General features: G+C 70.7%; 20 protein-coding genes and 2 tRNA genes. 12 read left to right on the top strand and 10 right to left on the bottom strand.

Going from position 1 to position 22,432, the window contains the following annotated elements; all coding sequences use genetic code 11:
• The first annotated feature begins 13 nt into the window (after window positions 1-13).
• The 6 genes from F0U44_RS08665 to F0U44_RS08640 all read left to right on the top strand — a co-directional run bounded on the left by F0U44_RS08665 (window position 14) and on the right by F0U44_RS08640 (window position 5,333).
• Window positions 14-823 (top strand): fumarylacetoacetate hydrolase family protein, encoded by an 810-nt coding sequence (locus F0U44_RS08665; RefSeq protein WP_149727905.1) that lies wholly within the window; start codon window positions 14-16, stop codon window positions 821-823.
• A 92-nt stretch (window positions 824-915) separates the two neighbouring features.
• On the top strand, window positions 916-2,358 hold the full coding sequence (gene gltX, locus F0U44_RS08660) for a glutamate--tRNA ligase (protein WP_149728976.1): 1,443 nt from the start codon (window positions 916-918) through the stop codon (window positions 2,356-2,358).
• Entirely contained in the window at window positions 2,345-3,259 is a 915-nt protein-coding gene (locus F0U44_RS08655) for a CPBP family intramembrane glutamic endopeptidase (protein WP_149727904.1), read from the top strand. The genes gltX and F0U44_RS08655 overlap by 14 nt, the downstream gene beginning before the upstream one ends.
• Before the next feature lie 56 nt (window positions 3,260-3,315).
• Window positions 3,316-3,387, top strand: a tRNA-Gln gene (locus tag F0U44_RS08650).
• A gap of 105 nt (window positions 3,388-3,492) precedes the next feature.
• Window positions 3,493-3,565, top strand: a tRNA-Glu gene (locus F0U44_RS08645).
• Window positions 3,566-3,653: 88 nt separating this feature from the next.
• Window positions 3,654-5,333 carry an alpha/beta fold hydrolase gene (locus F0U44_RS08640; RefSeq protein WP_149727903.1) on the top strand — a complete coding sequence of 560 codons (1,680 nt, stop codon included), beginning with the start codon at window positions 3,654-3,656 and terminating at the stop codon, window positions 5,331-5,333.
• On the opposite strand, the gene F0U44_RS08635 is transcribed toward F0U44_RS08640, so the two are convergent.
• Window positions 5,257-6,492 carry an alpha/beta fold hydrolase gene (locus tag F0U44_RS08635; RefSeq protein ID WP_149727902.1) on the bottom strand — a complete coding sequence of 412 codons (1,236 nt, stop codon included), beginning with the start codon at window positions 6,490-6,492 and terminating at the stop codon, window positions 5,257-5,259. The genes F0U44_RS08640 and F0U44_RS08635 overlap by 77 nt on opposite strands.
• 101 nt (window positions 6,493-6,593) lie before the next feature.
• On the opposite strand from F0U44_RS08635, the gene F0U44_RS08630 reads away from it, so the two are divergent.
• A complete protein-coding gene (locus F0U44_RS08630; protein ID WP_223163629.1) occupies window positions 6,594-8,846 on the top strand; it encodes an ATP-binding cassette domain-containing protein in 2,253 nt (750 codons plus the stop codon).
• A 1-nt stretch (window position 8,847) separates the two neighbouring features.
• Here F0U44_RS08630 and F0U44_RS08625 read toward each other — a convergent pair whose 3' ends face one another.
• A complete protein-coding gene (locus F0U44_RS08625) occupies window positions 8,848-9,387 on the bottom strand; it encodes a hypothetical protein (RefSeq protein WP_149727901.1) in 540 nt (179 codons plus the stop codon).
• Between the two features lie 139 nt (window positions 9,388-9,526).
• On the opposite strand from F0U44_RS08625, the gene F0U44_RS08620 reads away from it, so the two are divergent.
• On the top strand, window positions 9,527-11,020 hold the full coding sequence (locus F0U44_RS08620; RefSeq protein WP_281292627.1) for an AlkA N-terminal domain-containing protein: 1,494 nt from the start codon (window positions 9,527-9,529) through the stop codon (window positions 11,018-11,020).
• On the top strand, window positions 11,017-11,502 hold the full coding sequence (locus F0U44_RS08615; protein WP_149727900.1) for a methylated-DNA--[protein]-cysteine S-methyltransferase: 486 nt from the start codon (window positions 11,017-11,019) through the stop codon (window positions 11,500-11,502). Before F0U44_RS08620 ends, F0U44_RS08615 begins: the two co-directional genes overlap by 4 nt.
• Window positions 11,503-11,579: 77 nt before the next feature.
• On the opposite strand, the gene F0U44_RS08610 is transcribed toward F0U44_RS08615, so the two are convergent.
• Both F0U44_RS08610 and F0U44_RS08605 read right to left on the bottom strand, forming a co-directional pair.
• On the bottom strand, window positions 11,580-12,071 hold the full coding sequence (locus F0U44_RS08610) for a hypothetical protein (protein ID WP_149727899.1): 492 nt from the start codon (window positions 12,069-12,071) through the stop codon (window positions 11,580-11,582).
• Window positions 12,072-12,184: 113 nt separating this feature from the next.
• Entirely contained in the window at window positions 12,185-12,907 is a 723-nt protein-coding gene (locus F0U44_RS08605) for an IclR family transcriptional regulator (protein ID WP_109696101.1), read from the bottom strand.
• Window positions 12,908-13,039: 132 nt separating this feature from the next.
• On the opposite strand from F0U44_RS08605, the gene leuC reads away from it, so the two are divergent.
• Together leuC and leuD are read left to right on the top strand one after the other, a co-directional pair.
• On the top strand, window positions 13,040-14,452 hold the full coding sequence (gene leuC / locus F0U44_RS08600) for a 3-isopropylmalate dehydratase large subunit (RefSeq protein WP_149727898.1): 1,413 nt from the start codon (window positions 13,040-13,042) through the stop codon (window positions 14,450-14,452).
• Between the two features lie 3 nt (window positions 14,453-14,455).
• The gene (gene leuD / locus F0U44_RS08595; RefSeq protein ID WP_149727897.1) at window positions 14,456-15,049 is read left to right on the top strand and encodes a 3-isopropylmalate dehydratase small subunit; all 594 of its coding nucleotides are present in this window, start codon (window positions 14,456-14,458) and stop codon (window positions 15,047-15,049) included.
• Between the two features lie 8 nt (window positions 15,050-15,057).
• Here leuD and F0U44_RS08590 read toward each other — a convergent pair whose 3' ends face one another.
• Genes F0U44_RS08590 through sfnG form a run of 5 tightly spaced genes read right to left on the bottom strand, consistent with a single transcriptional unit; the run spans window position 15,058 to window position 19,664 of the window.
• Window positions 15,058-15,576 (bottom strand): flavin reductase family protein, encoded by a 519-nt coding sequence (locus F0U44_RS08590; RefSeq protein ID WP_149727896.1) that lies wholly within the window; start codon window positions 15,574-15,576, stop codon window positions 15,058-15,060.
• Window positions 15,573-16,100, bottom strand: a complete 528-nt coding sequence (locus F0U44_RS08585; protein WP_149727895.1) for an NADPH-dependent FMN reductase — start codon at window positions 16,098-16,100, stop codon at window positions 15,573-15,575. The genes F0U44_RS08590 and F0U44_RS08585 overlap by 4 nt, the downstream gene beginning before the upstream one ends.
• Window positions 16,097-17,263 (bottom strand): LLM class flavin-dependent oxidoreductase, encoded by a 1,167-nt coding sequence (locus F0U44_RS08580; protein ID WP_149727894.1) that lies wholly within the window; start codon window positions 17,261-17,263, stop codon window positions 16,097-16,099. Before F0U44_RS08580 ends, F0U44_RS08585 begins: the two co-directional genes overlap by 4 nt.
• A gap of 8 nt (window positions 17,264-17,271) precedes the next feature.
• Window positions 17,272-18,540: an SfnB family sulfur acquisition oxidoreductase gene (locus F0U44_RS08575; RefSeq protein WP_149727893.1), complete on the bottom strand. Its 1,269-nt coding sequence runs from the start codon at window positions 18,538-18,540 to the stop codon at window positions 17,272-17,274.
• Window positions 18,537-19,664: a dimethylsulfone monooxygenase SfnG gene (sfnG, locus tag F0U44_RS08570; protein WP_149727892.1), complete on the bottom strand. Its 1,128-nt coding sequence runs from the start codon at window positions 19,662-19,664 to the stop codon at window positions 18,537-18,539. Before sfnG ends, F0U44_RS08575 begins: the two co-directional genes overlap by 4 nt.
• A 149-nt stretch (window positions 19,665-19,813) precedes the next feature.
• On the opposite strand from sfnG, the gene F0U44_RS08565 reads away from it, so the two are divergent.
• Window positions 19,814-20,728, top strand: a complete 915-nt coding sequence (locus tag F0U44_RS08565) for a LysR family transcriptional regulator (RefSeq protein WP_149727891.1) — start codon at window positions 19,814-19,816, stop codon at window positions 20,726-20,728.
• A gap of 30 nt (window positions 20,729-20,758) precedes the next feature.
• Here F0U44_RS08565 and F0U44_RS08560 read toward each other — a convergent pair whose 3' ends face one another.
• Complete coding sequence (locus F0U44_RS08560; RefSeq protein WP_149727890.1) at window positions 20,759-22,408, bottom strand: TolB-like translocation protein; 1,650 nt, start codon at window positions 22,406-22,408, stop codon at window positions 20,759-20,761.
• Window positions 22,409-22,432 lie beyond the last annotated feature (24 nt).

Raw genomic sequence — 22,432 nt, 5'->3', positions numbered from 1 at the left:
CTAGGCTCGCCGGGTGCGTATTGCTCGCTTCACGACCGGCGAAGACCCGGCTTACGGCATCGTCACCGGCGATCTCGACCAGTTCGGCCAGCCCACGGACGACGCGGTCGTGGTGGAGTTGGCCGGCGACCCGATGTACGTCGGCCTCAAAGTCCTGGAGCGCGAGCACAAGCTCGCCGACGTCAAGCTCCTCGCGCCGGTGCTGCCCCGCAGCAAGGTGGTGGGCGTCGGCAAGAACTACGCCGCGCACGCGGCGGAGATGGGCGGCGACCAGCCCAAGGAGCCGCTCCTCTTCCTCAAGCCCAACACCAGCGTGATCGGGCCCGGCGACGCGATCCTCTACCCGTCCCAGACCTCGCACCTCAGCTATGAGGGCGAGGTCGCGGTCGTGATCGGGCGGATCTGCCGCGACGTGCCGCCCGAGCTCGCCACCGACGTGATCTACGGCTACACGATCGCCAACGACGTCACGGCGCGCGACCTGCAGAAGACCGACAACCAGTGGGCACGGGCCAAGGGCATGGACACGTTCTGCCCGCTCGGCCCCTGGATCGAGAACGACCTCGACCCGCAGTCCTTCATCGACGGTCGCCGGGTCCAGACCTTCCTCAACGGTGACGTCGTCCAGGACGGCACCACCGCCGACATGACGTGGAACATCCCCGACCTGATCGCCTACATCTCCTCGGCCATGACCCTGCTACCCGGCGACGTGATCCTCACGGGCACGCCCGAGGGGGTCGGTCCGATGGAGGTCGGCGACGAGGTCGAGGTCTTCGTCGAGGGCCTCGGCGCGCTCACCAACACCGTGGCCCGGCGCTGACCGGCCTCCCCTTCATCACGCAGCAACCGCAACGAACTGAGAGTGACACCGTGACCGACGCCCCTGTCGACAGCCGCCCCGTCCGGGTCCGGATGGCCCCTTCGCCGACCGGGAGCCCGCACGTCGGTCTGGTTCGCACCGCGCTCTACAACTGGGCGTTCGCGCGGCACCACGGTGGCACCTTCGTCTTCCGCATCGAGGACACCGACACCGCGCGCAACACCGAGGAGTCCTACGACTCGATCATCGAGCTGATGCGGTGGCTGGGGCTCGACTGGGACGAGGGCCCGGAGGTCGGGGGACCGCACGCGCCGTACCGGCAGAGCGAGCGCGGTGACCTCTACGCCGACGCTCTCGACAAGCTGCGCGCCTCCTCCTTCACCTACGACTGCTACTGCAACAACGACGAGGTCGACGCCCGCCGCAAGGCTTCGGGCTCGAAGGTCATGGGCTACGACGGCTTCTGCCGCGAGCTCAGCGACGCGCAGGTCGCGGCGTTCGTCGGCGAGGGCCGCAAGCCCATCGTGCGCTTCCGGATGCCCGACGGCTCCGTCTCGTGGGACGACCTCGTGCGCGGGGAGATCACCTTCGAGACCGAGTTCGTGCCCGACTACGCGCTGTGCCGGGCCAACGGGGATCCGCTCTACACGCTCGTCAACCCGATCGACGACGCCCTGATGGAGATCACCCATGTGCTCCGCGGCGAGGACCTGCTGTCCTCGACCCCGCGTCAGGTCGCCCTCTACGACGCGCTCATCGAGCTCGGCATCACCGACTTCACCCCCCGCTTCGGGCACCTGCCCTACGTGATGGGGGAGGGCAACAAGAAGCTCTCGAAGCGCGACCCGCAGGCACACGCCCTGGCCTACCGGGACAACGGCTTCCTGCCCGAGGGGCTGCTCAACTACCTCGCTCTGCTCGGGTGGGCGATCGCCGCCGACCGCGACGTGTTCTCGCTGTCGGAGATGGTCGACGCCTTCGAGATCGGTGACGTCAACGCCAACCCCGCCCGCTTCGACCTGAAGAAGTGCGAGGCCATCAACGCCTCCCAGATGCGGCTGCTGTCGGTCGAGGACATGACCCACCGGGCCCTGCCCTTCCTCAAGGCCGCCGGCGTCGTCGGTGACCCGGTGCACGACGCGGACGCCCAGCTGCTCGAGCTGGCGATGCCGCTGATCGCCGAGCGCATCAACAAGCTGACCGAGGCTCCCGACATGCTCGGTTTCCTCTTCGCCGACGAGGACGGCTTCGAGGTGGATCCGACGGATGCCGAGAAGCTCCTCGACGACGCAGGGAAAGAGGTCGTCCGGGCCGCGCTCGACGCGCTCGCCGACCTGCACCCCTGGTCGACCGACGCGATCCAGACCGCCCTGCAGACGGCACTCATCGACGGCCTCGGCCTCAAGCCCCGCACCGCCTTCGGTGCCGTGCGGGTCGCCGTGACCGGCCGCCGCATCTCGCCGCCGCTCTTCGAGTCGATGGAGCTGCTCGGCCACGACCGCAGCATCGGGCGACTCCGACGTGCCCTCGGCTGAGCCCACGCCTGCGGGGCCCGCGCTGCGCTACCACCAGCTGCACCTGCTCGGGCGGGCCAGCTGGGGGTGGACGATCCTGGGCGTCCTGGGGCTCACGGTCGCGCTGTTCCTCCTCCAGACCTTGCTCGTCCTCCCGTTCTGGTCGCCGAGCGACCCGCTGACGCCGATCGGCCTGGCGATGACGTGCGTCGCCCTGGCCGCGATGACGCCGACCGCCGCCGGGTTGACGGAGCTGGCGCACCGAGTGCCGGCGCGGGCCCTGGCGTCGGTCGTGGGTCGCCTGCGGTGGCGGTGGATGCTCACCTGCGCCGGGCTGGCGGTGCTCGCCATTGGTGCTTCGCTGCTGCTGTCGCAGTTCCTCCCGGAGAGCGGCGGGGCACAGTTCGGCAGCTCGGCCAACGACGCGACGAGCCGCACCCTGGCCTTCGCGCTGGTCATTGTGCTGCTCGTCCCGCTCCAGGCCGCGGGGGAGGAGTTCGCCTTCCGCGGCTACCTCACGCAGGCGTTCGGCGGTGCGGTCACCGGGTGCCTCAGTACGGCGGTCGCGGTCGCCGTACCTGCAGTGCTCTTCGCCCTCGCGCACGGCGTCCAGGACGCGCCGGTCTTCATCGACCGGCTCGCCTTCGGGCTGGTCGCCGGCCTGCTCGTGATCCGTACCGGAGGACTCGAAGCCGGCATCGCGCTGCACGTCCTCAACAACGGGGTGTTCTTCGGGTTGTCGCTCGCCTTCGGCGACATCGGTGAGGCGCTGGCACCGGTCGCCGGCACGTGGTGGCTGCTTCCCGGGACCCTCGTGCAGTCGCTCGGCTACCTCGCGCTGGTGGAGTGGGCGGCGCGACGACGCGGTGTCGCGACGTCCGCGGCACAGGGCGTTTTGGAGCGCCCGCGACCCCGCGTGTAAGGTTTCTCGTCGGCCCCCGGACCCCCTGGGGAAGGGCGCCGAAACAGCACGAACAGTGGTCTATGGTGTAATTGGCAGCACGACTGGTTCTGGTCCAGTTAGTCTAGGTTCGAGTCCTAGTAGACCAGCGAGTACTCGCGTGAGGAGCCTCAGAACGGCCGAGATTTGGCCGGTCTGGGAGCGAATCGCTAGAGTTCTCTCTCGTTGAAAGGCCGCAAGGCCGGACAGCAGTTGCCCCCGTCGTCTAGCGGCCTAGGACGTCGCCCTCTCACGGCGGTAACGCCGGTTCAAATCCGGTCGGGGGTACAGATCGAGGCCCGGATCCCATGGGATCCGGGCCTCCTTCCGTTTTCGGTGTGTCCTTCCTGCGCCCGAGCGCGGATACTCGAGTTTCATGAAGCGAGTCGTCGCGGCTCTCGTCGTGCTCGCAGCGGCAGCGGTGCCGACCGCACTGCCGCGCAGCGAGGCGGCCGATGTCGCTCAGAGGTTGCCGGCCTTCCACCCGATGGACTGCCCGGGGCCGATCGCCCCACCGGATCGGCCCGTCGACTGCGGCTACGTGGTGGTCCCGGAGAACCGGCGGCATCCGGAGGGCCGCACGATCCGGGTAGCAGCGGCGGTCGTCCACTCCGCCGATCCGACGCCGCGGCCGGACCCGATCGTCTTCATGAACGGCGGTCCGAGCGTGATGACGATCCAGGGCTTCGCCATGTTCGCCTACTTCGCGGGTGCGTCCTTCGCCGAGCACCGCGACATCGTCCTCATCGACACCCGCGGCGTCGGCATCTCCCGTCCGCGACTGGGCTGCCCGGAGCTGGACCGAGCCGATCCCGTCGCTGCGTATTCGGGGCGGTTCGTCTACGACCGCGCTCCCTCGATCACCGGTCGGGCCCTCGACCACTGCTGGGACCGGTTGACGGCGAAGGGCATCGACCTCGCGTCGTACGACAGTCGTGAGGGTGCCGCCGACGTCGAGGCGATCCGGGAGGCGCTCGGCTACGACCAGTGGAACCTGGTGGCGTTGTCGGCCGACGGCACGATCGGCATGAACTACCTGCGTCGCTATCCCGACAGCATCCGCAGCGCCGTGTTCGACGCGCCGGTCACCGCCAACGCCGAGCACGGGCTCGACTTCTTCCGCGGACAAGTGGCCCTGGTGCGCCACCTCTTCGCCGAGTGCCGGGCGCGAGCCATGTGCCGGGAGGCCTATCCCGGGTTCGAGCGTGCCTTCTTCCGGACCGTCGACCGGCTCAACCAGCACCCCGCGCTGGTCACCCTCCCGGCCTTCCAGCCCCACCCGGTGACGCTCCTGATCGACGGCACCGGTCTCATCAACGACCTCAACTGGAGCACCTGGCCGGGGGGCCCGGGCAGTGCGTCGACCATCCCGGTGCAGCTCAAGGACTTCTGGGCAATCACACACGGCCGCCTCGCAGGCGTCTACCGGCGCTACCTCGGCACCGGGCCGTTCGAGAATCCGCACAACGACGACTACAGCGCCGACGGCAAGACGATGTCGGTCGCCTGCCACGACTTCCTCCCGTTCGTGACCGAGGACGATCGGCGCGAGTTCGCGCAGGAGGTGCCGGAGTTCGCCCAGCGGGTCCTGGGGCGGCAGTTCGACCTCGGGCTGGGCTGGAACAACTGGGCGTCACCGGAGGGTTGCGAGCACTGGCCCGTCGGGAAGGCCCCGCGGCGCCAGCAGTGGGTGGTCAACAGCAACGTGCCGACGCTGGTGCTCTCCGGCACCTACGACGCCGCCGTGGCACCGGTCGTGGTGGAGCGGATGCTGCCGGGGCTCACCAACGCGACATACGTCGAGATGCCGACGAGCGGCCACGTCATCCTGGGTGCCTTCACCAGGGCGCACTGGTGCTCCCGGGAGATCACGCGACACTTCCTCGCGTCTCCGCAGGACGCACCCGACACGAGTTGCATCGGCGACATCAAGCCGCTCTACTTCGGCCCGCCGCGGGGCCACCAGCAGCGCGCGAGCGTCAGCTGTCCTCCGTCAAGGTGGACAGGTAGCGCGCCGTATTCGCGCGCATGGGCTTGCCGGCAAAGCGGCCGTTGAGGAACGCGAAGGCCGCCGAGTAGGACGTCAGCGCTGCGGCGGCGTGGGTCGGGGCGACTCCGGGGGAGAAGCGCACCCGGGCGCCCTGCCGCACCCACCGCTCCGCGAGCGCCCGACCGGCTTCGAACGGCACCACGTCGTCGAACCGGGAGTGGATGAGCATGGTGTCCGTCCGGGGCCACGCGTCCACGCCGAGGCGCTGGTCGCTGACCAGCGCGCCCAGCGGTCCCTCCGCGATCAGCTTGCCCAGCGGACGGCCATCAGCGGTGAGCGTCGAGGACTTGGTGAAGGCGAAGGCGCGCAGTGACTCGAAGAGGCATTGCTCGGTGATCCTCGCGATGACCGCGCGCCCCTTCTCATTGAGGAACTCGTCGAGGTCGAGACCGTAGTCGCTGGCGAGACCGGCGATGGCGTAGCCGAGGAAGCCGAAGTAGGGCCCGCCGTCGAGCAGCCAGGCGGTCAGCTCGAGATCAGCAGGTACGGCGCCCGCCACCGCGCCCTTCACGTCGAGCTCCGGCGCGTAGTCGTGCCACATCTCCGCCGCGCTCGCCGCAGCGGCGCCGCCCTGGGAGTAGCCGGTGATCGCGACCGGGCCGGAACGGGGGATGTCGGCGTGGTCGAACTGCTGGGCAGCGCGGAGCGAGTCGAGGACGACCTGGCCCTGGACCTTGCGGCTCATGTAGGTGTGGACGCCGGGCATGCCGAGTCCCTGGTAGTCCGGCACGACGACGTTGTAGCCACGTGCCAGCAGGCCGCTGATGAAGACGCTCTCGTATTCGCGCCCGACCGCCATCTGCAAGGAGGGAGCGCACTGGCTGCCCATGCCCTGGGTGCCGACAGCGAAGGCGACCAGCCCCCGGTCAGCGCGCTTGGACCGCGGGCGCGTGGGCGTCAGCACGGTGCCCGTCACGGCGATCGGCTCGCCGGTGCGGTCGCGGCTGACGAACATGATCCGCTCGACCCTCGCCGGCGCCTGGACCAGTCGGAAGGGGTCGATGAAGAACTTGGCGCGCTCGCTGCGCAGGATCGTCCCGGGCTCGTCGGGGATGGTGCCGGGGTCGGTGTAGAAGTCGCTCGTCGTCTTGGGCTCGAGCGGGCGAGCGCCGACCGCGGAGAGCGCCAGCCGTACCGTCTGGCCGATCACGCCGGTCTGGGTCATGGGCGGAGTGTTGCGGGTGCCGGGTGAGGTTGTCGAGGGCTGGGCGGGGCGCGGCGTGGCACCACCTGGGCGGCGCTGGCACGCCCTAGGTTCGATGGATCATGGGGACCCTGCAGGACCTCGCGCAGGCCGGCTCGTCGCCGCGCCTGCGCGTGACGAGCGAGAGCGACGAAGGGGCCACCGTCGACTACGAGGAGGCGGAGGCCGAGGTCGGCGCGCTCCGGATGGTGCGCGGTGACGCCGGCTGGACGCTGGTCGACACCGGAGTCGAGGGCGGGGTGTTCCAGGACGGCTGCCGGATCGGTCAGGTCGCACTCGCGACCGGGCGGTCGGTGCGGCTGACCGCGGGGGCGCCCGACGGCCCAGGGTTGCTCTTCGAGGCGCTGCCGCCGCTCGCCGTCGTACCGGAGTCGCGGCCGCAGGTGCCCCCGGCGCGACCGCGGACAGCAACACTCACGCTCGGTCGGGGTGGCGACAACGACGTGGTCCTGGACGACCCGCTGGTGTCGCGGCACCACGCCGTGGTCGAGACCGGCGCGACGCCGGTGCTCCGCGACCTCGACTCCTTCAACGGCACCTTCGTCAACGGCGACCGGATCACCTCCGCGGTCCTCAGCGACGGCGACCAGGTGGTCGTGGGCGCGCAGACGCTCGTGTGGGACGGGCGACGGCTGGCGCCGCCACGTCGTACGGCGCGGCGCATGCTCGTCGCCGACGGACTCAGCACCGTCACCCCGGACTATGCCCGCCTGCTCGACGGCGTCTCTCTCGAGCTGGCCTCCGGCACGCTGACGGCGATCATCGGGCCCTCTGGTTCGGGCAAGTCCACCTTGCTCAACGCGCTCACCGGACTCGTACCGGCCGGTCGAGGACGGGTGATCTGGGACGGCACCGACCTCTACCGCCACTACGAGGAGCTGCGCTTCCAGATCGGCCTGGTGCCGCAGGAGGAGATCCTCCATCCGCAGCTGACGGTCCGCGACGGACTTCGCTACGCGGCCCGGCTCCGCCTTCCCCCCGACACCAGTCGCGCCGAGCAGGACCGCCGTGTCGACCAGGTGATCGACCGGCTCGGGCTCACCGGCCAGCGCGACCTCCGCATCGGTCGGCAGCTGTCCGGCGGCCAGCGCAAGCGAGTGTCGATCGCGACCGAGCTGCTCACCGCGCCGCCGCTGCTCTTCCTCGACGAGCCGACCTCCGGGCTCGATCCGGGACTCGACCGGTCCGTGATGGAGCAGCTGCGCGACCTCGCCGACGACGACCGGGTGGTGGTCGTCGTGACCCACTCGGTGCTCACGCTCGACCAGTGCGACCAGGTGGTCGTGCTCGGCAAGGGCGGCAGGGCGGCCTTCGTCGGCCACCCCGCAGACGTGCTCGATCACTTCGGCTGTACCGACTACCCGGAGCTCTTCCAGGAGCTCGACAAGGTCGTGCCCCGGCAGCGCCCCGCCGGCATCGCCGACAGCGGCACGATCCCCGCGGTGCCCCGAGCGGTGGTGCCGCCGCAGCGCCCTTCCCGTTGGCGGCAGCTCGGGACGCTCGTGGCCCGCGACGTCGCCGTCGCCCGCGCCGACCGCACCTTGATGGCCATGTTCGTCCTGCTCCCGTTGGCGCTGGCCGGCCTGAGCAGGATCGTGCAGGGTGGTGCCGGTTTCTCGCTCCGCGCCGCCCGCGACGGTCGGCTCTTCGACGGCACCGAGGTCGGGCAGCGGCTGACGATCCTGGTGGTCGCCGCGGCCCTGATGGGTGCGGCGATGACGATCCGCGAGGTGATCAAGGAGCGCGCGATCCTTCGCCGCGAATATGCCGTCGGTCTGTCCCCGGGCCCCTACCTGATCAGCAAGATCGTGGTGCTGGGCGGTGCGTGCTTCGCCCAGGGTGTGGCGCTCACCTGGCTGGCGACGGTCGGGCTGCCCGGACCTGACCAGGGAGGCGTGCACGGCTGGGGGTGGTGGGAGATCGCGACTCCCGTCGCCACGCTCGCGGCCACGATGGCGGTCGTGGGGCTGCTGGCGTCAGCGACGATCCGCAGTGCCGACCACGCGATGCCGGTGCTGGTCGCTCTCGTGATGGTGCAACTGGTCTTGTCGAGCGCGATCGTCGGTGTCGCCGGTCGTCCGGTGCTGGAGCAGCTCGCCTGGCTCGCGCCGTCGCGCTGGGCCTACGCCGCCTCAGGGGCGAGCGTCCACATCGGGCGCACGCACCGAGGGGTCAAGGACGCCGTACGCGATCCGCTGCAGGCCTACGACGGCACGCAGTGGAACATCGACCTGCTCATGATCGTGGCGATCGCGGTGGTGGCGGCGCTGGCAGCGATCGTCGCCGTACGGCGCAGCGCACGCGGGCTGCGCTGAACTACTTGGTCGGCTTCTTCGCCGGCGCCTTCTTCGCCGGCGGCTTGGCCGGCGTCGACTTCTTGGCGCGCGACGGCGCCGGTTTCTCGAGGTCGGTCTTCGACGCGGCGGTCGCGACCTCGCTCTGCCGGACGCGCGCGGCGCGCGACTTCGGGGGAGTGGGGTCGGTGCCGACAAGGGTGAAGATCGGCGCGGTGACCTTCTCGAGGGCCGTGACTGCTTCGGCGTGCCGCTCTGCGAGCTTGGCGACGACGCCGGCCAGGTCGGCCTGCGCGTCGGCGAGCGTCGCCACGGTGTCGGCGAGCTCGCGCTGGCGCACGATGAAGTCCTGGAGGGGCTGGGCCGTCGCGCCGGCGATGCCGGTGATCGCGCCGGCCATGCTGGCGACCGCGCCAGCCAGATCGCCGACCTGACGCACCAGCTCGTCGGGCTGGGTGACGGCGGTGACGCCAGCGTTGGTGACGGTGCGCAGCGTGTCCGTCGCGAGCTTGACGGCGATCTGCTGCGACTTGATCAGCAGGTCGATCGGGTTGTCCACCATGGGCACAGGGTGGCAGACCCGGGTCGGGTTACGCGGGACATTGCGTCACGAATTCTTCCGGGCGCGTCTGCAGGGACCGCTGGATGGCCGTGTCCGATTCCCGCGAGAAGTTGTCGGCGGCGGGGTGCAGGATGAGGTCATGGCGACGATGAAGGCGGGGACGGTGGGACCGACACCGGTGATCCCGGGACTCGACACGGAGTCCTGCTACGCGGCGCTGAAGTCGCGCGACCGCAGGTTCGACGGCGTCTTCTACATCGCGGTCCGCACGACCGGCATCTACTGCCGGCCCTCGTGCCCGGCGCGCACCCCGGCCTTCCACAATGTGTCGTTGCACCGCAGTGCCGCATCGGCCCAGGCGGCTGGCTACCGCGCCTGCAAGCGCTGCCTCCCCGACGCGACGCCGGGCAGCCCTGACTGGGACGTCGCCGCGACCGTCGCCGGACGCGCCATGCGGCTGATCGCCGACGGCGTCGTCGACCGCGAGGGGGTCGACGGGCTCGCGCGTCGCGTGGGCTACACGTCGCGCCACCTGTCGCGCGTGCTGACCGCCGAGCTCGGCGCGGGGCCGTTGGCCCTGGCCCGCGCGCAACGCGCGCAGACCGCGCGGGTCCTCGTCGAGACCACCGACCTCTCCTTCGCCGACGTCGCCTTCGCCTCGGGTTTTGCGAGCGTCCGCCAGTTCAACGACACGGTGCGTGAGGTCTACGCCTCGACGCCGACCGCACTCCGCGGCCGCCGCGGTGGCGCCCGCACACCGGGGGCGATCGAGCTGCGGCTCGCCGTACGCACGCCGTTCGCCGGGGCGGCGCTGCTCCACTTCTTGGCAACGCGTGCGGTCGAGGGGGTCGAGGTCGCGGGCCCGGGCTGGTATGCCCGTACCCTCGACCTCCCGCACGGCCCGGGCACGGTCCGGGTCGAGCTCGCCGACGTCATCGACGCCGGGCAGACCGCGTTGGTGCCAGCCCGGTTCGTGCTGCACGACCTCCGGGACACGGCGGCCGCGGTGGCCCGGGTCCGACGACTGCTCGACGGCGACTGCGACCCGATCGCCGTGGCCGACCACTTCGCCGGTGACCGCGTCATCGGCCCGCTCGTCCGGCGCCGGCCCGGGCTGCGGGTCCCTGGCCACGTTGCGGGCCACGAGCTGGCGACCCGAGCCGTGCTCGGGCAGCAGGTGAGTGTCGCCGGTGCGCGCACGGTGGCGGGACGTCTCGTGGCCGAGCACGGCCGGCCGGTGACGACGGACATCCCTGGGCTCACCCACCTGTTCCCCGATGCAGCGACCGTCGCGGGTCTCGCGCCTGAGCAGCTCCCCATGCCACGGTCCCGCGGCCGAGCGCTCACCGCGCTCGCCGGGGCGCTCGCCGATGGCACGGTCGCGCTCGATCGCGGGCCGGAGCGGGCCGCCGTACGACAAGCGCTCCTGGCGCTGCCCGGCATCGGTCCGTGGACCGCGGACTACATCGCGCTCCGGGTGCTCGGTGACCCCGACATCCATCTGCCGACCGACGTCGGGGTGCGCAACGCGCTCACCGCGCTCGGTGCCACCGACGCCGATCCGATGACCTGGGCGCCGTGGCGCTCCTACGCCCTGCTACACCTGTGGACCTCACTGGAGGAGAAGTCATGACCTGGACCGTGATCGACTCACCGATCGGCGAGCTGCGGCTCGTGGAGCGCGACGGCGCGCTGACGCAGATCGAGTTCACGCCATTCCGTGACTCCGACGGTCGCCCGCGCGGCGCCCGCGCCGACGACCACCCGCTCCTCGCCGAGGCCGCGCGTCAGCTGCGGGCCTACTTCGCGGGCGACCTCACCGACTTCGACCTCCCGCTCGCGCCCACCGGGAGCGCCTTCCAGCACTCGGTCTGGGAGCAGCTCACCAAGATCGCCTACGGCGACACCGCGTCCTACGGCGAGATCGCCGCCCGCCTCGGCAAGACCAACGCGGCCTCGCGTGCGGTCGGCCTCGCCAACGGCTCCAACCCGATCCCGATCGTCATCCCGTGCCACCGCGTCATCGGCGCCAACGGCACTCTCACCGGCTACGCCGGCGGCCTCGACCGCAAGCAGACCCTGCTCTCCCTCGAGCAGAAGGATGCCCTGTTCTGACCCACGAAGTCGCACTCCTGGTTGCGCGAAGTGTCAGGGTTGCGCGCACGAAGTGTCGATCTTGGTGGGCCGAGGTGTCAGTGCTGCAGGGGCGGTACGACGTACGCCTGGAGCTTGCGACGCAAGTGGCCGTTGAGCGCGGCTCCGAAGAACTTCGATCCCGTGAAGGCGTGAACGACGCCGGTGCTCAGGTCGACGACGGCCGGCCGCACCTCGGTGGCGAACTCGATCTTCGGTTTCGCCGTCGCCGCAGCGATCGCCTCGGGCGCGACCTGGTCGCTGACGAGTACGGCGAACGCGCCGACCCCGCTCTGCAGGCCGCGCAGGGCGCCCGTCCGCTGCTTGGCGTAGGCGGACACGTCGCTGGTGAAGCCGTGGACCTCGGTGTAGGTCACCTGGGGGAACGCGGCGACGGCCGTCACCAGGTGGATGCGCGACAGGGCGATCGCCAAGAAGTCCTTGCGGATCCCCACCAGTGCGGGCATCCGCCCGACCTGGTCGGGGCCGACCTCGCACCCGTCGGCGGCCATCCGCTGGCCAGTCGCGGCGACGTACTCCTCAGGCGTCATGCGCGCAGGCTAGTGCGGCACGGCAACCAGGAGTGACACTTCGAGGCGCCAAGATCGACACTTCGGACAACCAACTCTGACACTTCGCGCAACCAGGAGTGCGACTTCGTGGGCTACTCGGCAGCAGCCCGGCGGAGGGACTCGGAGAGCCGCTCCGCGGCGGCGAGTACGGCGGGCGCGTGCATGCGGCCGGGCTGACGCGAGAGGCGCTCGAGGGGGCCGGAGACGGAGACGGCGGCGATGACCTTGCCGCCGGGGGAGCGGACCGGTGCGGAGACCGAGGCGACGCCCTGCTCGCGCTCGCCGACCGACTGGGCCCAACCGCGGCGGCGGATGGCGGAGAGCTCGGCGGCGGAGAAGGCGGCGTTCTGGAGGCCGCGGTGGATGCGGTCCGGGTCGTCCCACGCCAGCAGCACCTGAGCGGCCGAGCCGGCGCGCATCGTGAGCTGCGAGCCGACAGGAATCGTGTCGCGCAGGCCGGAGGGGCGCTCAGCGGCGGCCACGCAGACGCGGTGGTCACCCTGGCGACGCCAGAGCTGGGCGGACTCACCGGTGATGTCGCGCAGGCGGGCGAGCACGGGACCGGCGGTGGCGAGGAGACGGTCCTCGCCGGCTGCGGCGGACAGTTCGGCGAGCCGCGGCCCGAGCACGAACCGGCCCTGCATGTCGCGGGCGACGAGGCGGTGGTGCTCCAGGGCGACCGCCAGTCGGTGCGCGGTCGGGCGTGCCAGTCCGGTGCCGGCGACCAGGCCGGCCAGGGTGGCGGGCCCGGACTCCAGGGCCGTGAGAACCAGGGCGGCCTTGTCCAGCACGCCCACACCGCTCGAGTTGTCCATATGCCGATACTCTCATCTCAGATCATGGGATGCAAGCGTAGGCTTCATCTCAGCGCGCCGAATAGGCGACGAGACCCGTCACCTGCAGGCCGTCGAACGACTCGTAGATCAGACAGAGACAGGAGCGAGGTCATGGGCAAGACCCTGGCGGAGAAGGTGTGGGACGAGCATGTCGTCCGTTCAGTCGCAGGGGAGCCTGACCTCCTCTACATCGACCTCCACCTGATTCACGAGGTGACCAGCCCGCAGGCCTTCGACGGTCTCCGTCTCGCCGGCCGCAAGGTTCGCCGCCCCGACCTCACCCTCGCCACCGAGGACCACAACGTCCCGACGCTCGACTGGGACCAGCCGATCGCCGACCCGGTGAGCAAGACCCAGGTCGACACCCTGCGCAAGAACGCCGCTGAGTTCGGCGTCCGTCTCCACCCGCTCGGCGACGTCGAGCAGGGCATCGTCCACGTGGTCGGTCCGCAGCTGGGCCTGACCCAGCCGGGCATGACGATCGTGTGCGGCGACAGCCACACGAGCACCCACGGTGCGTTCGGCGCGATCGCGTTCGGCATCGGCACCTCCGAGGTCGAGCACGTGCTCGCCACCCAGACCCTGATGCAGGCCAAGCCGAAGACCATGGCGGTCACCGTCAACGGCACCCTGCCGCCAGGCGTCACCTCCAAGGACCTGATCCTCTTCCTGATCGCGCAGACCGGCACCGGCGGCGGCCAGGGCTACATCGTGGAATACCGCGGCCAGGCCATCGAGGAGCTCTCGATGGAGGGCCGCATGACGGTCTGCAACATGTCGATCGAGTGGGGCGCGAAGGCCGGCCTCATCGCCCCCGACCAGACCACCTTCGACTACATCGAGGGCAAGCCCGAGGCGCCGAAGGGCGCCGAGTGGGACGCGGCCGTCGCGCACTGGAAGACCCTGGTCACCGACGCCGACGCGACCTTCGACAAGGAGATCGTGATCGACGCGGCCGACGTGACGCCGTTCGTCACCTGGGGCACCAACCCGGGGCAGGGCGTGCCGCTCGGCGCCAACGTCCCCAGCCCTGAGGACTTCGCCGACCCGAGCGACAAGCTCGCGACCGAGAAGGCCCTGGAATACATGGGTCTGACCGCCGGCACCCCGATGCGCGAGGTCAAGGTCGACACCGTGTTCGTCGGCTCCTGCACCAACGGCCGGATCGAGGACCTGCGCCTCGCCGCCGAGATCATCAAGGGCCACAAGGTCGCCGACGGCACCCGCCTGCTGGTCGTGCCGGGCTCGGTCCGCGTGCGCCTCCAGGCGATGGAGGAGGGCCTCGACAAGGTCTTCATCGAGGCTGGCGCCGAGTGGCGCGGCGCGGGCTGCTCGATGTGCCTGGGCATGAACCCCGACACCCTCGCTCCCCAGGAGCGCAGCGCCAGCACGTCCAACCGCAACTTCGAGGGCCGGCAGGGCAAGGGTGGTCGCACCCACCTGGTGTCCGTCCCGGTCGCGGCGGCCACCGCCGTCCGCGGCACGCTCTCGTCCCCTGCTGACCTCGAGACCGTGGAGGCCTGAGTCATGGAGAAGTTCACCTCCCACACCGGCACCGCTCTGCCCCTGCGCCGCAGCAACGTCGACACCGACCAGATCATCCCGGCGGTCTACCTCAAGCGGGTCACCCGCACCGGCTTCGAGGACGGCCTGTTCGCCGCGTGGCGGGGCGACCCGGAGTTCGTCGCCAACAAGCCGGAGTACCAGGGCGTCAGCGTCCTGGTCGCCGGCCCCGACTTCGGCACCGGGTCCTCGCGTGAGCACGCCGTTTGGGCGCTGATGGACTACGGCTTCAAGGTCGTGCTCTCCAGCCGCTTCGCCGACATCTTCCGCGGCAACTCCGGCAAGGCCGGCCTGCTCTCCGTCCCGGTCGACCAGGACGTCATCGAGCAGCTCTGGGCGCTCATCGAGGCCGACCCGACCACCCAGGTGACGGTCGACCTCGAGTCGCGCACCGTCACCGCGGGTGACCTCACCGCCGAGTTCCAGATCGACGACTACACGCGCTACCGGCTGCTCAACGGTCTCGACGACATCGGCATCACGCTGGGCAACGAGGCCGACATCGCGGCCTACGAGGGCAAGCGGCCCACGTGGAAGCCCGTCACGCAGCACGCGTGACAGCAGGCTCAGACGACTGCTGACAGTCGTCCGAAGGCGCTCCGGTGGAACACCAGCGGGGCGCCTTCGTCATGTCCGGACCGGCGCTCGACGCCGTGGAGCAGCAGCAGCACGATCGTGTGGTCGCCTGCCTCGACCTCCCGGTAGACCGAGCACTCGAAGCGGGTCAGGCCCTCGTCGAGGGTGACCGCGCCGTCCTCCGAGATGGTGATCGGCACCGCGTCGAAACGGTGCTCGACCGGTCCGGCGAGCTGGCGGCAGGCCTCGCCGTGGTGCTCGGCCAGCACCGTCAGGCCGAGCCGACCGGCACGACGCAGGTCGGGCCAGGTCTTGGAGGTGTTGGCCAGCGACACCGACACGAGCGGAGGCTCGAGGCTGACGGAGGTGAACGAGCTCGCAGCGAGCCCGATCAGCTCCCCGTCGACCTCGGCCGCCACGGCGACCACCCCGCTGGGGAAGCTGCCGAACGCCTCGCGGAGCCGGGCCGGGTCGAGGTCCTGGTTGGTGATCACACCGGTGAGGGTCATGCGGTCGCTCCTCGCGGTCGGCTGAGTAGTGCGGTGACGGCGGGCCCGGCGCCCGCGAGCCATTCGGCGTAGGCGGCCGGGGCGTCGTACTGCTCCTCGAGCACGTAGAGCCCCGGCGTCGGCACCAGCGCGCCGAGGTGGGTGAGCAGCGGCCGCAGGCCGAGCTCGGGCGCCAATGCGTGGGCCGGCCCCGCGCCGAGCATGAGGGGTACGGCGACCCCGCTCAGCTGCCCGACCGAGAACCGGTCGAGGAAGAGCTTGAGCAGTCCGGTGTAGGTCGCCTTGTAGGTCGGGCACGCGACCACCACCAGGTCCGCCCGCCCGACCTGCGCGACCAGGTCGTTGACCGCGGAGGCCCGCCAGTCGACCAACTCGGGACCGATCGTGGCGAGGTCGACGACCAGGTCCGGATCGGCGCCCGTGAGCTCCCGGGCGACGTAGGTGGCTGCGGTCAGGGTCCGGCTCCCCGCCTTCGGGTTGCCGACCACGACCGCGGTCGTGGGTGCGGGGCGCGCGGTGCTCACGACGCCACCCGCCCGGTGTTGGCGAAAGGTACGGCGGCGTTGTGGTGCCGCTGCGGCCGCGGGTCCTTCCACAGCCCCCGCTCGGCGAGGATCGGGAGGACGCCCTCGCCGAACCAGTAGGCCCCCTCGAGGTGCGGGTAGGCGGACAGCACGAACTCCTCGATGCCGAGCGCGGCATATTCCTCGATCCGGTCGGCGACCTCCTCGTGGCTGCCGACCAAGGCGGTGCCGGCGCCACCGCGCACCAGGCCGATGCCGGCCCAGACGTTGGGGTAGACCTCGAGGTTGTCGGCGCTGCCGCCGTGGAGGGCGAGCATCCGTCGCTGGCCCTCCGACTCGCTGAGCCGCAGCCCCTCCTGGACCCGATGGATCGCGTCCTCGGGGATCTGCGCGAGGAGGCGGTCGGCCTCGGTCCACGCTGCCGTCGACGTGTCGCGCGTGATCGTGTGGATGCGCAGACCGAAGCGGATCGGTCGGTCCGGGTCGCGGCCCTCCTCGATCGCGAGACGCCGGATCCAGCCGATCTTCTCCGCGACCGCGTCGGGGGGCTCGCCCCAGGTCAGGTAGACGTCGGCGTGACGCGCCGCGACGCGTCCGGCGGCGGGGGAGGAGCCGCCGAAGTAGATCGCCGGCACTGGGCTGGGGATCTGGTCGAGCGCCGCTCCGCGGAGAGCGATGTGCTCACCCTCGAAGTCGACCGTCTCGCCAGCCCAGAGCCGGCGCACGACCTCGAGGAACTCGTCGCACCGCGCATAGCGGGCGTCCTTGTCCAAGAAGTCGCCGTACATCTGCTGCTCGTGGGTCTCGCCACCCGTCACGACGTTGAGCAGCAGGCGTCCGTCGGTGAGGTTCTGGAACGTGCCGGCCATCTGGGCGGCCAGGAAGGGAGCGACGAGCCCGGGGCGGAAGGCGACCAGGAACTTCAGCCGGTCGGAGGTCCGCGACAACATGGCGGTCGACAGCCACGCGTCCTCGCACCAGGCTCCCGTTGGGGTCAGCGCCGCCTCGAAGCCGTTGTCCTCGGCAGCGCGCGCGACCTGGGTGAGATAGGCGATGTCGCCGGGGCGGCCGGACTTCCCGGGCGTGAGCCCGTGTCCGCCACCGACGACGTGCCGGCCGTCCCCGCCGTTGGTGGGGAGGAACCAGTGGAACCTGAGGGTCATCGATGCTCCTAGAGCTGTCCGTGGCGTGGGGGCAGGGTGCCGTCGATGGCGTAGTGGCCGAGGTGCTGGATCTTCCAGGCAGCCGGGTCGTGCAGGGTGTGGGTCCGCGCGTTGCGCCAGTGGCGGTCGAGCACGAGCGAGGCCAGTGCCGACCGCGTCCCACAGACCTCGAAGAGCCTGCTGCCGGCTTCGACCGACGCTGCTGTGGTCGCGGCTCGGGCGGCCGCGACCGCCAGGCTCGCACGCGCCGCGGTGGAGTCGTCGAGGTCGACATCGGCCTCGTCGATCGCCCGCGCGGCCTCGGCCAGCAGTGCTTCCGCTGCGCGCACCTGGACCTCGAGCTCACCGAAGGCGTGCACGACCAGCGGATCCTGCGCCGCTCGGTCCACGCCGGCGTCGGGATAGGGCCGGCTCTTGGTCGTCACGAACTCGGCGGCATCGGCCAGGGCCGCTCGCGCGATGCCCGCATCGATCGCCGCGTGGAGGACCTGGGCGAACGCGCCGAACGTCTGCGGCCGGTCGAAGGTGAGGTGGTACGGCGTGATCAGCTCGCCCGGCACCCGGACCCCGTCGAGGCGGACCGTGCCGCTCGCCGTGGTGCGCTGTCCGACGCCGTCCCAGTCGTCTACGACAGAGACGCCCGGTGCGTTGCGCTCGACCCAGGCGACGTGGAGCGGCCCTTCCTCGTCGAGGTGGGCGAGCACCGGGATCCAGTGGGCGAAAAGCGCGCCGGTGCAGTAGCCCTTGGTGCCGTCGAGCACCCACTCGGAGGCTCGGGCCGCGCCGACACCGCGGCGCGGGCCGACCGGGCGCAGGGTGGTCGCGTGGTCGCGCACGTGCTTGCTGCCGATCTCCGACTGCGCGTTGCCGAACCGGGCGCCGCGCAGCACGTCACCGAACAGCCGCTCCTTCTGCTCGGCGGTGCCCTGCTCACGCAGCACGTTGACGTAGACGAAGTGGCTGTGCGGGATCTGGGCCACGTTGGGGTCGCCGGCTGCGACCAGCCGCACGATCTCGGCCAGCGTCTCGACGGCGAGGTCGGCGCCGCCGTACTCCTTGGGGACGGTGACGGCGAGCAGCCCCGACGCTGAGAGCTGGTCGACCTGCTCGGTCGGCAGGATCCGGTGACGATCGCGCTCGGCCGCGCCCGCGGCGAACCGCGCGCCGAGCTCGCGAGCGACCTCGACCGCTCGGCGCGGGCCGAGGACGGGCACCGGCGGCGGGTCGCTCACGACCTGCTGCGCCAGCTCGTCGATAGGGGTGCGGAGGGCCGTCATCCGACGCGCTCCAGCTCCGCCGCCTCGAGCTCCCGGACGATGGGGAGGACCTCGCGGCCGAAGTACTCGACGTCCTCGAGGTAGTGGAGGAAGCCGAGGAGGAAGAGGCTCACGCCGCGCCGCTTGTAGTCGAGCATCCGGGTGGCAATCTGCTCAGGCGTGCCGATCAGGCCGGTGCGGAAACCGTCGTTGTACTGCACCAGGTCGGCGAACTCGGAGTCCTGCCACATGCCCTTGCCGTCACCGGTGCTCTGGCCGGCCTGCTTCACGGCGCTGCCGAAGCCCTCGACCGCCTCGCGGTCGGCCTTGTCGACGATCTCGCGCAGCACGTCGTGAGCCTCGCGCTCGGTGTCGCGGCCGATGAGGAAACCGTTGACGCCGAACTTCACCGCTCGGCCGTGCACGGTGGCGACGTCGCTGACGTCGCGGATCTGCTCGCTGATGCCCTCGGGGGTGTTGCCGTTGGCGAAGTACCAGTCGGCGACCCGTCCCCCCATCCCGCGGGCGTCGGTGGAGTTGCCGCCCATGAAGATCTCGGGGTGGGGACGGTCCGGGGTGATGACGGGCTTCGGCTTCAGGTCGAAGTCGTGCAGCCGGTAGAAGTCACCGCTGAGCTCGGCGTGGTCGGAGGTCCACAGCTCACGGACGTAGCGGATGAACTCCTCGGAGCGGCGGTAGCGCTCGCCGTGCTCGAGCCACGGCTCGCCCAGCTTGGTGAACTCGTCCTTGAACCAACCGCTCACGACGTTGATGGCCGCGCGGCCCTCGGAGATCTGGTCCGCGGTGGCGATCCACTTGGCGAGGACGCCGGGGTGCCACAAGCCCGGGTGGATCGCCGCGATGACCTTGAGCCGCTCGGTCGCGAGCAGGAGCGCCAGGCTGAACGCCGTCGACTCGTGTTGGTAGGCGGCTCCGTAGGACGCGATGTAGCGGACCTGGGAGAGGGCGTAGTCGAAGCCGTTGTCCTCGGCCAGGCGCGCCAGCCGCTTGTTGTAGTCGTAGCTCCAGTCGGTGCGCTGCTCGATCTTGCTGACGACCAGGCCCCCGCTCACGTTGGGCACCCAGTAGGCGAACTGGAGGGGCTGGGTGAGGGTCGTCGGATCGACAGGTGGGCGGTGGCTCATCGGGGCTCCTCGGGGATGTTCCGGCGCGTTGTTTGCTTCTTTGTCTATCAAGTTACTAGTCTTAGGCTCCGACACAAGGAACTGATGGCAGGCGTCGCGGAGTGCGCGATCGGGGTGGCCTCTCACCAGACAGACAAAGGCGGACGGCTATGCGGATCGAACAGCTCGAGTACCTCGCGGCAGTGACCAGGCACGGGTCGCTACGCCGGGCCAGCGAAAGACTCCATCTCTCCCAGCCCGCGCTGAGCGAGTCGGTCACCAAGCTCGAGCGCGAGCTCAAGGTGACGCTCCTCGACCGCCGGCGCACGGGCGCGCGGATCAGCAGGGAGGGGCGCGAGCTCCTGCCCTACATGGAGGAGGTCCTCGCCGCGGTCGACCGGTTGCGTGCTGCCGCCGGCGACCAGCGCACCGACGGTCGTCTCATCCGCCTCGGCACCGTGCACGCCGGTACGGCGGCCCTGCTGGTGCCGGCCGTGCAGGCCTTCCAGTCGTCACGACCCAACGCGACGGTCGAGGTCCTGACGATGCAGCAGGCCCAGATCGACGAAGGTCTGGCAGAGGGCAGCCTCGACCTCGGGCTCGTCAACGTCCTCGACGGCGACGACGCGCCCGTCGGTCTGATGGGCACCGAGCTGGTGCGCGGTCGTCCGGTGGCGGTGATGCCGGCCGGGCACGCTTTGGCGGCCCGGGCCCAGGTCACCGTCGACGACCTGCGCGAGGAACGCTTCGTGATGATGCGCTCGGGCTACCTCATGCACCGCTACGCGCACCGGATCTTCGGCACCGACCTGCCGCGGGTGTGCCACAGCACCGACGGTGCAGAGATGGGCAAGGCGCTGGTCGCCGAAGGCCTCGGGATCACCGTCCTGCCCGACTACAGCGTGGTCGACGACGCCCTCCACCGCGCCGGTCTGCTCGTCGTACGGCCGATCGCGGCCGACCGCACCACGGTCACGCTCGTCGTGCGCCACCGCGCCAACCTGCCGGTCTCGCTTCAGGTGCGGGAGCTGCACGCGGCGCTGGTGGCGCGAGCAGGGGAGTACCGCACAGCGCGCGCGTCCTGAGGGCCAGGCCGAGCCCTGGCACATTCGGACTCAGCCCGGGTCAGCGACCCACGCGAACACGTCCCGTACCTCGTTCACGTCGTGCGGCACGTAGGCCTCGCGAGCATCGAGCCCGAACATCACCGTGGAGCCATCGGCGGTGATCACGGGGTCGCCCCAGTTCGGCGTGTACCCGTGGGAGCCCGGCCGGTAGGTCACGAGCTCCTCGGCCGTACCGGCGGCGGTGTCGACCCGGTAGAGGTAGGTGTCGTAGCCGGCGCTGATGCGCAGGGCGACGTAGCGGGTGTCCGCCGACAGCGACGGTCGTAGCAAGCGTCCCGTCTCGCCCGAGCCGTTGAAGAAAGTGCCGGGCATCATCTCGGCCTCGCCGGTCGAGCTGTGCCAGAGGTAGACGGCCGTGTCGTTGGTGGCGTAGGAGTCACCGTCGGCGACCGGCGCAGAGTAGGCGACGACGCCGCCGTCGGCGGACATCCAGGTCGCGCGGACATCGAGGTCGTCGTTCGCCCCGCGGATGCCGGCGGGATCCATCGGTATCGATCGGGTGGTCCCCAGGGTGCGGTCGACGAACACCAGCTCGCGGTTGTCCACGTAGTCCCACGGGTCGCGTTCATCGACGTCGACGGCGTAGGCGACGTAGCGGCCGTCGTCGCTCATCGAGACGGCGAACATCTCGTCGATCCCCAACCCCGGATCGGTCGGTGGTGTCGGCATCTGCTCGGCGATGCCCGACTGTCGGTCGAGGACGTAGAGGTCCATGGAACCGTCCTTGGGTGCGGGCGCCAGGTCGGGGCGGTTGGAGGCGAACGCGAGGAAGCGACCGTCAGCGGACAGGGCGAGTGGGCGCACACCTCGGTTCTTCGTATCGGCCGGCAGACCCTTGACCATCGTGATCCGGCCCGTCTCACGGTTCCACCAGAACATGTCGCCGCGACCGTTGCTGTCGTTCTTGACCAGGCCCGCGGCCTCCGACCAGAAGACGACCCACGTGCCGTCAGCGCTGATGAACGGCACGAAGGAATGTCCTCGGGGCTGGCGGCCGTCGAGCGCACGCGACACGAGCGTCGTGGTGCCCGCCACCCGATCGCGCAGGAAGACCTGGAGGAACAGGCGCTTCCGCGTCGGATCCGTCCAGCTGGCGTTGGAGTCGAAGACGACGTAGCGCCCGTCGCCGCTCGTCGTGTAGCCGTTCTCGCCGGAGGTCCCGTCACCGAGACGCTCGTCGGAGCCGACGGAAACCAGCGAGAGCGGCCCGAGGGTGCCCGGTCGCGGGTTGACCACGCGGACTCGCTTGACCACGGTGGTGTCCGCCGGTCGGTCGCCGGCGGATGGCGCGTAGACGCGCACATCCATCGGCTTGGGCAGCGGGTTGGCCGGTGCGTGCCGGAAGACGTGGCTTGCAAAGACGAACGCGCCCTGCGCGTTGGTACTGGTGCGGCCAACCGTGTTCCAGGTCCTCGTGCCGTCTGGTCGGATCTGGAGCTGGACACCGCGCTTGCCCCTGCCGATGGTGCCGGTGATCGTGACCTTCTGATCGACCTCGACGGTCCCTGGCACCTGCAGCTGGTTGACGCGGCCGGTGACTGCGGAAGCGGGCGCGGAGGTCACGTCGGTGACCGCCGGGACGAGGACGAGGACAGTGGAGGCGGCGACCGCTGCGACGGCGGATCTGGTCCGAGACATGCGGAGAAGTCTCTCTCAGCGCCT

The organism is Nocardioides humilatus (assembly GCF_008373755.1).
Classification (GTDB): Bacteria; Actinomycetota; Actinomycetes; order Propionibacteriales; family Nocardioidaceae; genus Nocardioides; species Nocardioides humilatus.
Note: the sequence above shows the minus strand (reverse complement) of the source record. Positions and strands in the feature narration are given on the sequence as shown.

Bases quoted from the DNA above. Each gene is read 5' to 3' on its own strand.
- gltX (WP_149728976.1), top strand. From the start codon at position 916: ATGGCCCCTTCGCCGACCGGGAGCCCGCACGTCGGTCTGGTTCGCACC.
- F0U44_RS08640 (WP_149727903.1), top strand. From the start codon at position 3,654: ATGAAGCGAGTCGTCGCGGCTCTCGTCGTGCTCGCAGCGGCAGCGGTG.
- F0U44_RS08635 (WP_149727902.1), bottom strand. From the start codon at position 6,492: ATGACCCAGACCGGCGTGATCGGCCAGACGGTACGGCTGGCGCTCTCC.
- F0U44_RS08630 (WP_223163629.1), top strand. From the start codon at position 6,594: ATGGGGACCCTGCAGGACCTCGCGCAGGCCGGCTCGTCGCCGCGCCTG.
- F0U44_RS08625 (WP_149727901.1), bottom strand. From the start codon at position 9,387: ATGGTGGACAACCCGATCGACCTGCTGATCAAGTCGCAGCAGATCGCC.
- F0U44_RS08620 (WP_281292627.1), top strand. From the start codon at position 9,527: ATGGCGACGATGAAGGCGGGGACGGTGGGACCGACACCGGTGATCCCG.
- F0U44_RS08615 (WP_149727900.1), top strand. From the start codon at position 11,017: ATGACCTGGACCGTGATCGACTCACCGATCGGCGAGCTGCGGCTCGTG.
- F0U44_RS08610 (WP_149727899.1), bottom strand. From the start codon at position 12,071: ATGACGCCTGAGGAGTACGTCGCCGCGACTGGCCAGCGGATGGCCGCC.
- F0U44_RS08605 (WP_109696101.1), bottom strand. From the start codon at position 12,907: ATGGACAACTCGAGCGGTGTGGGCGTGCTGGACAAGGCCGCCCTGGTT.
- leuC (WP_149727898.1), top strand. From the start codon at position 13,040: ATGGGCAAGACCCTGGCGGAGAAGGTGTGGGACGAGCATGTCGTCCGT.
- leuD (WP_149727897.1), top strand. From the start codon at position 14,456: ATGGAGAAGTTCACCTCCCACACCGGCACCGCTCTGCCCCTGCGCCGC.
- F0U44_RS08590 (WP_149727896.1), bottom strand. From the start codon at position 15,576: ATGACCCTCACCGGTGTGATCACCAACCAGGACCTCGACCCGGCCCGG.
- F0U44_RS08580 (WP_149727894.1), bottom strand. From the start codon at position 17,263: ATGACCCTCAGGTTCCACTGGTTCCTCCCCACCAACGGCGGGGACGGC.
- F0U44_RS08575 (WP_149727893.1), bottom strand. From the start codon at position 18,540: ATGACGGCCCTCCGCACCCCTATCGACGAGCTGGCGCAGCAGGTCGTG.
- sfnG (WP_149727892.1), bottom strand. From the start codon at position 19,664: ATGAGCCACCGCCCACCTGTCGATCCGACGACCCTCACCCAGCCCCTC.
- F0U44_RS08565 (WP_149727891.1), top strand. From the start codon at position 19,814: ATGCGGATCGAACAGCTCGAGTACCTCGCGGCAGTGACCAGGCACGGG.
- F0U44_RS08560 (WP_149727890.1), bottom strand. From the start codon at position 22,408: ATGTCTCGGACCAGATCCGCCGTCGCAGCGGTCGCCGCCTCCACTGTC.